The following is a 13,774-nucleotide window of genomic DNA, read 5'->3' as shown; positions in this document are numbered from 1 at the left end:
AGAGTGGCGCGGGTCACCGGATCGTGTCAACAGCCGCCCCGCCGGAAAGTCGACGCGAGAGGGGTGTGGCGGCCTTCACTCGAAGGTGTCAAGATGAGGCGTCCAATGGCTCGCTGACATACCTTTGGAGGTACTGCGGATGCTCGCCGTGGAGGAGTTGCGCGTGCTCGTGGACGCCGGGGACATCGACACGGTGCTGGTCGCCGCGGTCGACATGCAGGGCCGCCTGCAGGGCAAGCGCTGCGCCGCCCGCTACTTCGTGGACGAGGTCCTGCCGAACACCGCCGAGGGCTGCAACTACCTGCTGGCCGTCGACGTGGAGATGAACACCGTCGGCGGCTACGCCATGTCGTCGTGGGACAGCGGCTACGGCGACTTCGTGATGAAGCCGGACCTGTCCACGCTGCGCCGAGTGCCGTGGCACGAGGGCACCGCGCTGGTCATGTGCGACCTCGTCTGGGAGGACGGCGCGCCGGTCGTGGCCTCCCCGCGCCAGATCCTCAAGCGGCAGCTCGACCGGCTCGCCGAGCGCGGGCTGCGCGCGTTCGTCGGCACGGAGCTCGAGTTCATCGTCTTCGACAACACCTACGAGGACGCCTGGGACCGCGGCTACCGCGGCCTCACCCCGGCCAACCAGTACAACGTGGACTACTCGCTGCTGGGCACCGCGCGCGTCGAGCCGCTGCTGCGCGCCATCCGCAACCACATGGCGGGCGCGGGCATGGTGGTCGAGTCGGCCAAGGGCGAGTGCAACCCCGGCCAGCACGAGATCGCGTTCCGCTACACCGAGGCGCTGGCGACCTGCGACAACCACAGCCTCTACAAGACCGGCGCCAAGGAGATCGCGGCGCAGCAGGGCAAGGCGCTGACGTTCATGGCGAAGTACAACGAGCGCGAGGGCAGCTCCTGCCACATCCACCTCAGCCTGCGCTCGGCCGACGGCGAGCCGGTGTTCGCCGAGGGGCCCGGCATGTCCCGGCTCATGGAGCACTTCATGGCGGGGCAGCTGGCCGCCCTGCGCGAGCTGACCTACTTCCTGGCGCCGAACATCAACTCCTACAAGCGGTACGCGCAGGGCAGCTTCGCGCCGACCGCGGTGGCGTGGGGCAAGGACAACCGGACGTGCGCGCTGCGCGTGGTCGGGCACGGCCAGTCGCTGCGGTTCGAGAACCGGGTGCCCGGCGCGGACGTGAACCCGTACCTGGCCGTCGCCGCGCTGATCGCGGCCGGTCTGCACGGCGTGGACAACGAGCTGCCGCTGGAGCGGGAGTTCACCGGCAACGCCTACACCTCCGACAAGCCGACCGTGCCCACCACGCTGCGCGACGCCGCGTCCCTGCTGGCCAAGAGCGAGCTCGCGCGCGAGGCGTTCGGGGCGGACGTCGTGGACCACTACCTCAACGCGGCCCGCGTGGAGCTGGCCGCGTTCGACTCGTCGGTGACGGACTGGGAGCGCATCCGTGGTTTCGAACGGCTCTAGGGCACGGCCGCTGATCGGCGTCACGACGTACCTGGAGCGCGCGAAGTTCGGCGTCTGGGACGTGGAGGCGGCGGTCCTGCACCGCGACTACCTCGACTCGGTGGTGCGCGCGGGCGGCAACCCCGTGCTGCTGCCGCCGGTCGGCACGTGGGACGCCGACAGCGCCTCCTTCCTCGACGGCCTGGTGCTGGCGGGCGGCGCGGACGTCGACCCGGCGCGGTACGGGCGGCCGCGCGACCCGCGCACCGGGCCGGCGCGGCCCGAGCGCGACGCGGTCGAGCTGGGCCTGGCCCGCGCGGCGTTGGAGCTGGACCTGCCGCTGCTCGCGGTGTGCCGCGGCATGCAGGTGCTCAACGTGGCGCTGGGCGGCACGCTGGTCCAGCACGTCGACGGCCACAACCCGTCGCCCGCCGTGTACGAGCACACCGGGATCGCGGTCGCGCCCGGTTCGGCGCTCGCCGGCATCGTCGGCCTCGCCACCACCGTGTTCTGCCACCACCACCAGGCGTTGGACGTCCTCGGCGACGGCCTGCGGGTGGTCGCGCGCGCGCCGGACGGCACGGTGGAGGCGGTGGAGCTGACGGGCGCGCGGTTCGTGCTCGGCGTGCAGTCGCACCCGGAGGCCGACACCGAGGACGACCGCTTGTTCGCCGCGCTCGTCGGCGCGGGACGGGACCGGGCAGCTCGGAACAGGGGTGAGCAGTGACCACGTTCGACGTCATCAACCCGGCCACCGAGGAGGTGGTCCGCTCGGTGCCGCTGGCGACGCCGGAGGAGACCGACGCGGCGATCGCCCGCGCGTCGGCGGCGCTGCCCGCGTGGCGCGCGGTCGCGCCGGGCGACCGGGCCCGGCTGCTGCGACGGTTCGCCGAGGCGGTCGACGGCGCGGTGGAGGAGCTGGCGGCGCTGGAGGTGCTCAACGCCGGGCACACCATCGGCAACGCGCGGTGGGAGGCAGGGAACGTCCGCGACGTGCTGCACTACTACTCGGCCGCGCCGGAACGGCTGTTCGGCAGGCAGATCCCGGTGCCCGGCGGGCTGAACGTGACCTTCCACGAGCCGGTCGGCGTGGTCGGCGTGATCGTGCCGTGGAACTTCCCGATGCCGATCGCCGGGTGGGGCTTCGCGCCCGCGCTCGCGGCGGGGAACACGGTGGTGCTCAAACCCGCCGAGCTGACGCCGTTGACGGCCCTGCGGCTCGCCTCGCTGGCGTTGGAGGCCGGCTTGCCGCCGGACGTGTTCCAGGTGCTGCCGGGCGCGGGACCGGTGGTGGGGCAGCGGTTCGTCACGCACCCCGACGTGCGCAAGGTCGTGTTCACCGGCTCGACCCGGGTCGGCAGGCAGGTCATGGCCGGCTGCGCGGACCAGGTGAAGCGGGTCACGCTGGAGCTGGGCGGCAAGTCCGCGAACATCGTGTTCGCCGACGCGGACCTGGAGCGCGCCGCGGCCACCGCGCCCTACGGGGTGTTCGACAACGCGGGCCAGGACTGCTGCGCGCGGTCCCGGATCCTGGTGCAGGCGTCGGTCTACGACCGGTTCATGGAGCTGCTGGAGCCCGCGGTCAAGGGCGTCGTGGTCGGCGAGCCCGGCGACGAGGCCACCGAGATGGGGCCGTTGATCTCGGCCGCGCACCGGGAGAAGGTCGCGTCCTACGTGCCGCCCGACGCGCCGGTGGCGTTCCGCGGCTCGGCTCCGCCCGGCCCCGGTTTCTGGTTCCCGCCGACCGTCCTGGCGCCCGTCGCGCCCGGCGACCGGGCCGCGGTCGAGGAGATCTTCGGCCCGGTGGTGGCGGTGCTGCCGTTCACCGACGAGGAGGACGCGGTGCGGTTGGCCAACGACAGCGCCTTCGGCCTGTCGGGGTCGATCTGGACGCGGGACGTGGGCCGGGCGCTGCGCGTGTCGCGCGCCGTCGAGGCGGGGAACCTGTCGGTGAACTCCCACTCCTCGGTGCGGTACTGGACCCCGTTCGGCGGGTTCAAGCAGTCCGGGCTGGGGCGCGAGCTGGGGCCGGACGCCCCCGACTCGTTCACCGAGACCAAGAACGTCTTCATCGCTCACTGATTGGGAGAGACATGGTTGTGCGACTTGAGGGCCGGGTCGCCGTGGTCACCGGCGGTGGCAGCGGCATCGGCCTGGCCTCGGTGCGACGGCTGGCGTCGGAGGGCGCGCGGGTCGTCGTCGCGGACGTCGACGCGGAGTCCGGCAAGGCGGCGGCCGACGAGGTGGGCGGGTTGTTCGTCCAGGTCGACGTGACCGACGAGGAGCAGGTGTCGGCGCTGTACCAGACCACTGTGGACACCTACGGCTCAGTGGACGTGGCGTTCAACAACGCGGGCATCTCGCCACCGGACGACGACTCGATCCTGACCACGGGCATCGAGGCGTGGGACCGGGTGCAGAAGGTCAACCTGACGTCGGTGTACCTGTGCTGCAAGCACGTGATCCCGCACATGCTCGAACGCGGGCGCGGTTCGGTGATCAACACGGCGTCGTTCGTGGCGACGATGGGCGCGGCGACGTCCCAGATCTCGTACACGGCGTCCAAGGGCGGCGTGCTGGCGATGAGCCGCGAACTGGGCGTGCAGTTCGCCCGGCAGGGGGTGCGGGTGAACGCCCTGTCACCCGGGCCGGTGAACACGCCGCTGCTGCGGGAGCTGTTCGCGAAGGACCCGGAGCGGGCCGCGCGGCGGTTGGTGCACGTGCCGCTGGGCCGGTTCGCCGAGCCGACCGAGATCGCGGCGGCGGTGGCGTTCCTGGCCAGTGACGACTCGTCGTTCATCACCGCGTCGAACTTCCTGGTGGACGGCGGGATCGCCGGTGCCTACGTGACACCGCTGTGATGCCGCTGCGGGACGCGCTGTTCCGCCCCGTGCGGGCGGGCAACGCGTTCGAGGAGACGGTGGAGCGGCTCGTGCAGGCGATCCGGCTCGGTGTGGTGGGCCCGGGGGAGAGGCTGCCCGCGGAGCGCGACCTGGCGGCGCGGTTGGGTGTCAGCCGGGTGACGTTGCGCGAGGCGATCCGGTCGCTCCAGGACGCCGGGTACGTCGAGTCGCGCCGCGGCCGGTACGGCGGGACGTTCGTGAACTCGCCGTTGCCGGCGCCCGCGCCGGACCGCCGGGTCGACGCCGGTGAGCTGGCGGACGCGTTGACGTTGCGGTGGGCGGTGGAGACGGGCGCGGCGCAGTGCGCGGCCGGTCGCGCCCTGGGCCCGGTGGAGCGGCGCAACCTGCTGGCGCGGCTGGTCGAGTGCCGTGACGCGTCGGTGGACTCCTACCGGCGCAAGGACTCGCGGCTGCACCTGGCGATCGCCGAGGCGACCGGCTCGCCGTCGCTCACGGCGGCCGTCGCCGACGCCCGGACCAGGGTGAACGCGCTGCTCGACCGGATACCGCTGCTGCCGCCGAACCTGGCGCACTCCAACGAGCAGCACGAGGAGATCGTGACCCACATCGTGGCGGGCGACCCGGAGGCCGCGCGGCGGGCGATGGCCGAGCACCTGGACGGCACGGCTCTGCTGCTGCGCGGCTTCCTGTCCTGAGCCGGCCCGGGTCAGCGCTCGAAGTCGCGTCCCGGGAACCGGTCGGGGCCGCGGTCTCCCCGGTCTCCCCGCTCGCCCCGGTCACCGCGCTCGCCGCGCTCGTCGAACCGCGAGTGACCGGGCCGGTCGGCCCCGACGCCGTGCCGGGGGCGGTCGTGGTCGAGCAGCGCCACGATCCCGCCGCCGAGGACGAGCCCGAGCAGGCCGACGGCGACCAGCTGGGTCGCGCGGTGCCTGACGACCCGGCCGACCACCGCACCCCTGCCGGGAGGCGGCGGGTAGTGGCCGGGGTGCGGTGCGCCGGGGGCCTGGTGGGCGGCCGGTCCGGCGGCGGGCCGCGCCGCCGGCTGCTCGGGCGCGGGGCCCGCGGAGGGCGTGTCGGGTGCGGCCGGGTTCGCGGGGTCCGGCGCCGGGCCGGACTGGGGCGGGGCGGACGCGGGCGGGGTGGACAGGGGCGTGGTGGCGTCGGCGGGCGGCTGGTCCGGCGCGGGCGGTGTGGCGGGAGTCCGGTCCGCCGCCGGGTCGGGGGTGGCGCGTGGTGGCTGGTTCGGGTCTGACATGGCGGGCTCCTGCTCTCCCGTGCTGGTGACGCCATCGTGCGCGGTCGACCTGAGCGGAGGCTGATGAGCGGCTGTCGGTCCGCTGTGAGCCGATCTCGACGAGGCCGGGCCGACCGGGCCGTCCTGGCGTCGCCGCGCCTCGCCCCGGCCCGGTCGTGACCGCGACCGCGAGGCCCCGCTCGCCGACCTGGCCGCGACCTGCCCGCCGCCGCGACCCCGTCCGCCGCCGGCGCCCCACCGGACGTGCCGTGACCTCGGTCGACGCGCCGCCCGCCCTGATCCGCGGCCGGGCGCCCACCCGACCGGGTGATCCGCGGGACACCGGACCGGCCGACCCGGTGCGCCGGAAAAGGACTCGGCGCGCACCGATAACATCTCGGGCACAGGACCCACCCACACCGAGGAGTCACCGTGTCCCAGCCACGTCCCGCAGCCGTCCCGACCCCACCGCGCGTGGTGGTGACGGCGGGGACCACCGCGGGGACGGCGGTGCGTGAAGCGGGGCTCCCGGGCAAGGGGTCGGACGCCGTCGTGGTCGTGCGCGACCCCGAAGGCCACCTGCGCGACCTGTCGTGGGCGCCGCAGGTGGACGTCGAGGTCGAGGCGGTCGCCGCCGACACCGAGGCCGGCCGCAGCGTCATCCGGCACTCCGCCGCCCACGTGCTGGCGCAGGCCGTCCAGCAGCAGTTCCCCGACGCCGAGCTGGGCATCGGCCCGCCGGTCAAGGACGGCTTCTACTACGACTTCCGGGTCGACAAGCCGTTCACGCCCGAAGACCTCCAGGCGCTGGAGAAGCGCATGAAGTCGATCATCAAGGGCGCGCAGCGGTTCAACCGCCGCGTGGTCGAGTCGGTCGACGCGGCCAAGGTCGAGCTGGCGAACGAGCCGTTCAAGCTCGAGCTGGTGGACCTCAAGTCCGGATCGTCCGACACCGCCGTCGACACCTCCGAGATCATGGAGGTCGGCGGCGGCGAGCTGACCATCTACGACAACCTCGACCCGCGGTCCGGCGAGCGCGTGTGGGGCGACCTGTGCCGCGGCCCGCACGTGCCGACGACCAAGCACATCCCGGCGTTCAAGCTGACCCGCGTCGCCGCCGCGTACTGGCGCGGCAACGAGAAGAACCCGCAGCTGCAGCGCATCTACGGCACGGCGTGGGAGTCGCAGGAGGCGCTGGACGCGCACCTGGAGCTGCTGGCCGAGGCCGAGCGGCGCGACCACCGCAAGCTGGGCGTCGAGCTGGACCTGTTCAGCTTCCCGGACGAGATCGGCTCCGGCCTGGCGGTGTTCCACCCCAAGGGTGGCGTCATCCGCAAGGCCATGGAGGACTACTCGCGCGCCCGGCACACCGAAGAGGGCTACGAGTTCGTCTACTCGCCGCACATCACCAAGGGCAACCTGTTCGAGACGTCCGGTCACCTCGACTGGTACCGCGACGGCATGTACCCGGCGATGCACCTCGACGCCGAGCTCAACGAGGACGGCACGGTCCGCAAGCCCGGCCAGGACTACTACCTCAAGCCGATGAACTGCCCGTTCCACGACCTGATCTTCAAGTCGCGCGGGCGGTCCTACCGCGAGCTGCCGCTGCGCATGTTCGAGTTCGGCGGCGTGTACCGGTACGAGAAGTCCGGCGTGATCCACGGCCTGACCCGCGTGCGCGGCATGACGCAGGACGACGCGCACATCTTCTGCACGCCCGACCAGGTGCAGGACGAGCTGAAGTCGCTGCTGTCCTTCGTGCTCGGGCTGCTGCGCGACTACGGCCTGGACGACTTCTACCTGGAGCTGTCGACCCGCAACCCGGAGAAGTCCGTCGGCTCCGACGAGGTCTGGGAGAAGGCCACGGAGGCGCTGCGCGTCGCGGCCGAGGACTCCGGGCTGGAACTGGTGCCCGACCCGGGCGGCGCCGCGTTCTACGGGCCGAAGATCTCCGTGCAGGCGAAGGACGCGCTGGGCCGCACCTGGCAGATGTCGACCATCCAGGTGGACTTCAACCTGCCCGAGCGGTTCGAGCTGGAGTACACCGGCCCGGACGGCACGCGGCAGCGCCCGGTCATGATCCACCGCGCGCTGTTCGGCTCGGTCGAGCGGTTCTTCGGCGTGCTGACCGAGCACTACGCGGGCGCGTTCCCGGCGTGGCTGGCGCCCGTGCAGGTGGTGGGCATCCCGATCGCGGACGAGCACGTCGACCACCTGCTCGCGGTGGCGGCGCAGCTCAAGGCGAAGGGCATCCGGGTCGAGGTGGACGCCTCCGACGACCGGATGCAGAAGAAGATCCGCAACCACACCACGCAGAAGGTGCCGTTCATGCTGCTCGCGGGCGGCAAGGACGTGGAGCAGGGCGCGGTGTCGTTCCGGTTCCGCGACGGCACGCAGATCAACGGCGTGCCGGTCGAGCGCGCCGTCGAGACGGTCGTGGACTGGGTGGCGCGACGCGAGAACGCCTCGCCCACGGCGGAACTCGTCCAGTGACGGACCGGCACGAGGAACAGGACGGGGTCGGGGTCCACGACGCGTTGCAGCGGTTGTGGACCCCGCACCGCCTCTCGTACGTGCGCGGTGAGGGCAAGGCCGTCGGCGACGAGCCCGAGGGGTGCCCGTTCTGCCGGGTGATCGGGCTGGACGACGCCGAGGGCCTGATCCTGGCGCGCGGCGAGCTGGTGTTCGCGGTGCTCAACCTGTACCCGTACAACCCGGGCCACCTGATGGTGCTGCCGTACCGGCACGTGCCCGACTACACCGACCTGACCGAGGCCGAGACGGCGGAGTTCGCCGCGTTCACCCAGAAGGCGATGCGGGTGATCAGGTCGGCGTCCGCGCCGCACGGGTTCAACGTCGGCATGAACCAGGGCGTGGTGGCGGGCGCGGGCATCGCGGCCCACCTGCACCAGCACGTGGTGCCGCGCTGGGGCGGCGACGCGAACTTCATGCCGGTGATCGGCCACACCAAGGTCCTGCCGCAACTGCTCGGCGAGACCAGGCAGCTCCTGGCCGACGCCTGGTCCGCCGCCGGCTGACGATCCGGGCGAGGCCTGCCCGGGACGGTCCCGTGCGGCGGGACGAGGATGACCGCACCGAACGCGCCCGCCGGGCGCCGTGGGTCGACGGGCCCCACGGCGCGAAGAGGCACCCGCCCGTCTCGACTGGTGACGCGGACACCCGGCCCGTTCGACTGCCGCGCCCGGGGCGTTCGACTGCGATGACCTGAGTGTTCGACGCAGGGGTCTTGAGCGTTCGACACGGGGTCCCGGGCGTTCGACTCACGAGGTCGGCGAAAGTTCAACTTTTTTGGTTTCGGCTTGAACGGACGGTGGGGCTGTCTCGTTCAGACCGGGTGTCCACGCCCGGCTGACGAGAGGTGCGCACCCTGTGACGGCCATGACCGAGCCCGACGCCGTGCTAGGCCTGCCCCCGGACGACCGCTCCCTGTTCCGGCGATTCGGCCGCGGTCCGACCGCGACACCGCCGTTCCACCGGATCCACCACGCCTTCGAGTCCCACGCGGCGCGGTCGCCGCACGCGCGGGCGGTCGAGCACGAAGGCGCCTGCGTGACCTACGGCGAACTCGACCACCGCGCGAACGTCGTGGCGGCCGAACTCCTCGACGCGGGCGTGCGCCCCGGCGACCACGTCGGCGTCTTCTTAACGCGCTCGACCCACCTCGTCGTCGGCATCCTGGCGGTGCTGAAGGTCGGCGCGGCGTACGTGCCGCAGGACGTCCGGATCACCCCGGCCGCCCACCTCGACCACGTCATCCGCACCGCCGGCATCGACGTCGTCCTGACCACCGGCGAGCACGCCCGGCACGTGCGCGGCCTCGCCGCGCCGAAGGTCCTCGCCCTCGACACCGTCCCGGACCGCCGCGTCGGCCCGCCTCGCGCGGAGTCCGGTGACACGGCCGTCGTCATCTTCACCTCCGGCACCACCGGTGTGCCCAACGGCGTCCGCGTCACCCACGCGAACCTGTGCAACGTCCTGCTCACCGAGCCCGGCGACCTCGGCATCCGGCCGGGCGACCGGGTCGCCCAACTGCTCAACATCGCGTTCGACATGGCGGTGTGGGAGATCTTCGGCGCGCTCGCCCACGGCGCCACCTCCGTCATCCGCGGCCGGGACATCGGGCAGACGGCGAAGACCGCCACCGTGCTCATCGCCACGCCCGGCGTGCTGTCCACACTGGACCCCGACGGGTGTCCCGACGTGCGGACGGTCGCCGTGGCCGGTGAACGCTGCCCCAAACCCCTCGCCGACGCCTGGTCGGCCCGCGCCGCGTTCCACAACGCCTGCGGACCCACCGAAGTCACGATCGTCAACACCGTGCAGCGCTACGACCCGCGCACGGGCCGGCTGACCATCGGCCGTCCCGTCCCCAACAGCACGGTCTACGTGCTCGACCAGGACCTGCGGCCCTGCCGGATCGGCGAGGTCGGCGAGATGTGGGCGGGCGGCGCCTGCGTCACGGCCGGCTACCTCGGCAACGACGTGCTGACCGCCCAGCGCTACCGCCCCGACCCCTTCCTCGGCGGCGAGCACCTCATGTTCCGCACCCGCGACCTGGGCCGCTGGACGCCGGACGGCGAGCTGGAGCACCACGGCCGCACCGACGACCAGGTCAAGGTGCGGGGCTTCCGGATCGAGCTGGACGCGGTCACCTCCGCCCTGGAGACGACACCCGGCTGCGCCCGCGCGACGACCGTCGTGCACGACGGCCGGCTGGTCGGGTTCGTCAGCCCCGCCACCGTGGACCCCGCGGCGGCCGCGGACGCGGTCGCGGGCGCCCTGCCCTACTACTGCGTGCCGTCGCTGGTCGTCGCGGTGGACGACCTGCCGCTGACCGCGCGCGGCAAAGTGGACCGGGCCGCGCTCTCGTCACTGGTGACGGTCGCATGACCACCACGCGCACCGACCCGCCGTCGGCGCTGGGACTCAGGCTCCGCAAGCGCCCGTTCACCCACCACAACCGGCTCGCCGCCGCCGTCGTCCTGGCCAACGTGGTCGCGGCGTTCGGCGTGGACGACGCGCGAGAGCTCGCGGACCTGGTCGTCGTCAACGTCGCCCTGGCCGTCCTGATCCGCCAGCAGCACGTGATCAACCTGCTGTTCCGGCTCGCCACGAGCGCGCCGACGACGTGGCCGCTGCGCGTGCGCCGGACCCTGGGCAAGGTCTACCACTTCGGCGGCCTGCACGTCGGCGCGGCGCTCAGCGCCACCGCGTGGTTCACCGCGCTCGCCGTGGTCCGGCCCGACCCGCTGACCTGGGTGATCCTCGCCCTGATGGTCGCGATGGCGGTCTTCGCCCTGCCCGGCCTGCGGGCGCGGCGGCACGACGCGTTCGAACGCGTGCACCGCTTCGCCGGCTGGACCGTGCTCGCCCTGTTCGCCGCGCACTCGTCCCGGCAGCCCGGCTTCGTCGGCTCGACCCAGTTCTGGCTGCTCCTGCTGGTCGTGGCGAGCGTCGCGCTGCCGTGGACGCGGCTGCGGCGGGTGCCGGTGCGGATCACCAGGCCGTCGCGGCACGTCGCGCTGGTGTCGTTCGACCACGGCGTGACGCCGTTCGCCGGCTCGTCCACCGCGGTGAGCCGCCACCCGCTGCTGGAGTGGCACTCGTTCGCCAACGTGCCGACCCCCGGCCGCACCGGGTTCCGGCTCACCATCTCGCGCGCGGGCGACTGGACCGGCTCGCTGATCGACGACCTGCCGGCGCACCTGTGGGTGAAGGGCGTGCCCACCGCCGGCGTCGGCAACATCGACAAGCTGTTCACCAGGGTGGTGTGGGTGGCCACCGGCAGCGGCATCGGGCCGTGCCTGCCCCACCTGCTGTCGCGGGACACGCCGTCGCGCCTGGTGTGGTCCACCCGCACGCCCCGCGACACCTACGGCGACGAGCTGGTGGACGAGATCGAGGCCGTGCAGCCGGACGCGCTGGTCTGGGACACCGTCCGCGACGGCAAGCCCGACCTGGTGGAACTGGCGCTGCGGGCGCACCGGGAGTTCGACGCCGAAGCCGTGATCTGCATCTCGAACAAGAAGACGACCTGGCACGTGGTGGAGGAGCTGGAAGCGCGTGGTGTGCCCGCGTTCGGCGCCATCTGGGACTCGTGAGGAGACTTCGTGGACTACTCGACCTTGCTCGTCGAAGAACAGGACGGCGTCACGACGGTCACCGTGTCCCGGCCGTCGGCGCGCAACGCGCTGTCCGGCCGGGTGCTGGCGGAGCTCGACCACTTCCTGTCCGGCGTCCTCGTCGGACCCGCGCCGCGCGGGATCATCCTCACCGCGGCGCCCGGCCCGGCGTTCATCGCGGGCGCGGACATCCGTGAGATGGCCGTGATGACGCCGGAGGAGGGCGTGCGGTTCGGGGCGCTGGGCCAGCGCGTCACCCGGCTGCTGGAGGAGGTGCCGTGCCCGGTCGTCGCGTGCGTGGACGGCTACGCGCTCGGCGGCGGCTGCGAGGTGGTGCTGGCGTGCGACTTCGCCTACGCGACCCGCCGCGCGGTCTTCGGCCAGCCGGAGGTCGTGCTCGGCCTCATCCCGGGCTTCGGCGGCTGCGTCCGGCTCCAACGCCTGGTCGGTCCGGCCGCCGCCCGCGAGCTGATCTACACCGGCAGGCACGTCGACGCGGCGGAGGCGGCGCGGCTCGGGCTCGTCACCGCGGTGTTCGACGACCGTGATGAGATGCTGGCCGCCGCGCGCGCGGTGCTCGGCCGGATCTCGGGCAACTCGGCCACGGCGGTGGCGCTGGCCAAGGCCGCGGTGCACGCCTCCGGCGGCACGACCGTCGCCGCCGGGCTGGCGTTCGAGCTCGACGCGTTCCGCGAGGCGTTCACCACCGACGACATGCGCGAGGGCACGGCGGCCTTCCTCGCCAAGCGCCGGCCGGTCTTCCCCGGCGCGGTCCCCCCGGTCGGGGCTCGGGAACCGCTGCTCCACGACTAGCCGAGGAGGTGCGCGATCAACGACAGTCACATTGCCCTGCTGCGCTCCCTCCACGACGAGCACGCGCCCGCCCTGTGGCGGTACGTGCGGCGGCTGACCGGGGACGACGAGCTGTCCCGCGACGTGGTGCAGGAGGCGCTGCTGCGGGCGTGGCGCAACCCCAAGGTGCTCGAGCAGGGCGCGACGGCGGCTCGGGCGTGGCTCTACACGGTGGCGCGCAACGTCGTGATCGACGAGCGGCGCAGCGCCCGCGCCCGCTGGGAGATCGGGTCGGAGCGGCTGCCCGAACGGGCGCGCAACGACCACAGCGACTCCGCGTTGGACGCCTGGTTGGTGGCCGATGTGCTCACCCAGTTGACGCCGGAGCACCGCGCGGTGATCGTGCGTGCTTACTACATGGGGCAGTCGGTCGCCGAGCTCGCCGTCGTGCTGGACCTGCCGGAGGGCACCGTGAAGTCCCGGCTGCACTACGGTCTGCGGGCGCTGCGGGTGGCGTTGGAGGAGAAGGGGGTCACCGGACGTTGAGCTCGCCAGTCGATCCGTACCGGGACTGGGGTGCCGCGTACGTCCTGGGTTCGCTGTCGCCCGGCGAACGGCGGGAGTTCGAGGGACACCTGGCCGGGTGCCCGGAGTGCTCGGGTGACGTGGCGTCCTTCGCCGGCGTGCCCGGCATCCTCTCGGCGGTGCCCCGCGACCGGGCGCTCGACCTGCTCGAGCCCGAGTTCGCCGCCGAGCCGCCGGCCGCGGTGCTCACCGGCCTGCTGGCGGCCGAGCGGTCGCGGCGGTGGCGGGTCCGGGCACTGGTGGCCGCCGCGCTGGTCGTGGCGGCGTTCACGGGGGCGGTGGTCTCGCTGGCCGTGCGACCGGCCGCTCCCACCGCCTCGACCGCGGTCCCGACCACCGCCTCGACCACCGCCGCGCCGACGTCCGCGCCCGACGTGGCGATGCGCCAGACCGTGCCCAGCCCCGTGACGGCCAGCGTGCGGCTGGTGGACGAGCCGTGGGGCACCCGGATCGACGTGCTGTGCGCCTACGCCGTGCCGGCCGGGCCGCCACCGCCCGAGTTCGCCTACGCCCTGCACGTGGTCGTGGCGGGCGGCGCCTCGGTGCGGGTCGCGACCTGGACGGCCGGTCCGGGCTCGACCACCCGGCCGACCGCGACCACCGAGCTGACCCGGTCCGACATCACCGGCGTCGAGATCAGATTGGTGCAGAAGGACCTGGTCCTGCTCCGCGTCGAGTTCTGACCGCTCCCGGC

Annotated in this window: 13 protein-coding genes; 12 read left to right on the top strand and 1 reads right to left on the bottom strand. The window is 73.1% G+C overall.

Annotated elements, in window-relative coordinates; genetic code table 11:
• Positions 1-139 precede the first annotated feature (139 nt).
• Genes IOD16_RS21740 through IOD16_RS21720 form a run of 5 tightly spaced genes read left to right on the top strand, consistent with a single transcriptional unit; the run spans position 140 to position 5,018 of the window.
• Positions 140-1,480 carry a glutamine synthetase family protein gene (locus IOD16_RS21740; protein WP_201435903.1) on the top strand — a complete coding sequence of 447 codons (1,341 nt, stop codon included), beginning with the start codon at positions 140-142 and terminating at the stop codon, positions 1,478-1,480.
• A complete protein-coding gene (locus tag IOD16_RS21735; protein ID WP_123747251.1) occupies positions 1,461-2,186 on the top strand; it encodes a gamma-glutamyl-gamma-aminobutyrate hydrolase family protein in 726 nt (241 codons plus the stop codon). Before IOD16_RS21740 ends, IOD16_RS21735 begins: the two co-directional genes overlap by 20 nt.
• Complete coding sequence (locus IOD16_RS21730) at positions 2,183-3,541, top strand: aldehyde dehydrogenase family protein (RefSeq protein WP_201435902.1); 1,359 nt, start codon at positions 2,183-2,185, stop codon at positions 3,539-3,541. Before IOD16_RS21735 ends, IOD16_RS21730 begins: the two co-directional genes overlap by 4 nt.
• Positions 3,542-3,552: 11 nt before the next feature.
• The gene (locus IOD16_RS21725) at positions 3,553-4,320 is read left to right on the top strand and encodes a 3-oxoacyl-ACP reductase (RefSeq protein WP_201435901.1); all 768 of its coding nucleotides are present in this window, start codon (positions 3,553-3,555) and stop codon (positions 4,318-4,320) included.
• The gene (locus tag IOD16_RS21720; protein ID WP_201435900.1) at positions 4,320-5,018 is read left to right on the top strand and encodes a FadR/GntR family transcriptional regulator; all 699 of its coding nucleotides are present in this window, start codon (positions 4,320-4,322) and stop codon (positions 5,016-5,018) included. Before IOD16_RS21725 ends, IOD16_RS21720 begins: the two co-directional genes overlap by 1 nt.
• A gap of 11 nt (positions 5,019-5,029) precedes the next feature.
• On the opposite strand, the gene IOD16_RS21715 is transcribed toward IOD16_RS21720, so the two are convergent.
• A complete protein-coding gene (locus IOD16_RS21715; protein WP_201435899.1) occupies positions 5,030-5,578 on the bottom strand; it encodes a hypothetical protein in 549 nt (182 codons plus the stop codon).
• Positions 5,579-5,989: 411 nt separating this feature from the next.
• Here IOD16_RS21715 and thrS point away from each other — a divergent pair, with 411 nt between their 5' ends.
• The 7 genes from thrS to IOD16_RS21680 all read left to right on the top strand — a co-directional run bounded on the left by thrS (position 5,990) and on the right by IOD16_RS21680 (position 13,763).
• Positions 5,990-8,053 carry a threonine--tRNA ligase gene (gene thrS, locus IOD16_RS21710; RefSeq protein ID WP_201435898.1) on the top strand — a complete coding sequence of 688 codons (2,064 nt, stop codon included), beginning with the start codon at positions 5,990-5,992 and terminating at the stop codon, positions 8,051-8,053.
• Positions 8,050-8,598 (top strand): HIT family protein, encoded by a 549-nt coding sequence (locus IOD16_RS21705; RefSeq protein WP_123747257.1) that lies wholly within the window; start codon positions 8,050-8,052, stop codon positions 8,596-8,598. Before thrS ends, IOD16_RS21705 begins: the two co-directional genes overlap by 4 nt.
• Positions 8,599-8,959: 361 nt before the next feature.
• Complete coding sequence (locus tag IOD16_RS21700; protein WP_236594269.1) at positions 8,960-10,471, top strand: amino acid adenylation domain-containing protein; 1,512 nt, start codon at positions 8,960-8,962, stop codon at positions 10,469-10,471.
• The gene (locus IOD16_RS21695) at positions 10,468-11,682 is read left to right on the top strand and encodes a hypothetical protein (RefSeq protein ID WP_201435896.1); all 1,215 of its coding nucleotides are present in this window, start codon (positions 10,468-10,470) and stop codon (positions 11,680-11,682) included. Before IOD16_RS21700 ends, IOD16_RS21695 begins: the two co-directional genes overlap by 4 nt.
• 9 nt (positions 11,683-11,691) lie before the next feature.
• Positions 11,692-12,516: an enoyl-CoA hydratase/isomerase family protein gene (locus IOD16_RS21690; RefSeq protein ID WP_201435895.1), complete on the top strand. Its 825-nt coding sequence runs from the start codon at positions 11,692-11,694 to the stop codon at positions 12,514-12,516.
• A gap of 15 nt (positions 12,517-12,531) precedes the next feature.
• Positions 12,532-13,041: a sigma-70 family RNA polymerase sigma factor gene (locus IOD16_RS21685; RefSeq protein WP_123747259.1), complete on the top strand. Its 510-nt coding sequence runs from the start codon at positions 12,532-12,534 to the stop codon at positions 13,039-13,041.
• Complete coding sequence (locus IOD16_RS21680; RefSeq protein WP_201435894.1) at positions 13,038-13,763, top strand: zf-HC2 domain-containing protein; 726 nt, start codon at positions 13,038-13,040, stop codon at positions 13,761-13,763. Before IOD16_RS21685 ends, IOD16_RS21680 begins: the two co-directional genes overlap by 4 nt.
• The last annotated feature ends 11 nt before the right edge of the window (positions 13,764-13,774 follow it).

The organism is Saccharothrix sp. 6-C, from assembly GCF_016695385.1.
GTDB lineage: Bacteria > Actinomycetota > Actinomycetes > Mycobacteriales > Pseudonocardiaceae > Actinosynnema > Actinosynnema texasense.
Note: the sequence above shows the minus strand (reverse complement) of the source record. Positions and strands in the feature narration are given on the sequence as shown.

What these genes read in the sequence shown, in the direction of transcription:
- IOD16_RS21740 (WP_201435903.1), top strand. Translation starts at nt 140, where the DNA reads ATGCTCGCCGTGGAGGAGTTGCGCGTGCTCGTGGACGCCGGGGACATC.
- IOD16_RS21725 (WP_201435901.1), top strand. Translation starts at nt 3,553, where the DNA reads ATGGTTGTGCGACTTGAGGGCCGGGTCGCCGTGGTCACCGGCGGTGGC.
- IOD16_RS21720 (WP_201435900.1), top strand. Translation starts at nt 4,320, where the DNA reads ATGCCGCTGCGGGACGCGCTGTTCCGCCCCGTGCGGGCGGGCAACGCG.
- IOD16_RS21715 (WP_201435899.1), bottom strand. Translation starts at nt 5,578, where the DNA reads ATGTCAGACCCGAACCAGCCACCACGCGCCACCCCCGACCCGGCGGCG.
- IOD16_RS21700 (WP_236594269.1), top strand. Translation starts at nt 8,960, where the DNA reads ATGACCGAGCCCGACGCCGTGCTAGGCCTGCCCCCGGACGACCGCTCC.
- IOD16_RS21695 (WP_201435896.1), top strand. Translation starts at nt 10,468, where the DNA reads ATGACCACCACGCGCACCGACCCGCCGTCGGCGCTGGGACTCAGGCTC.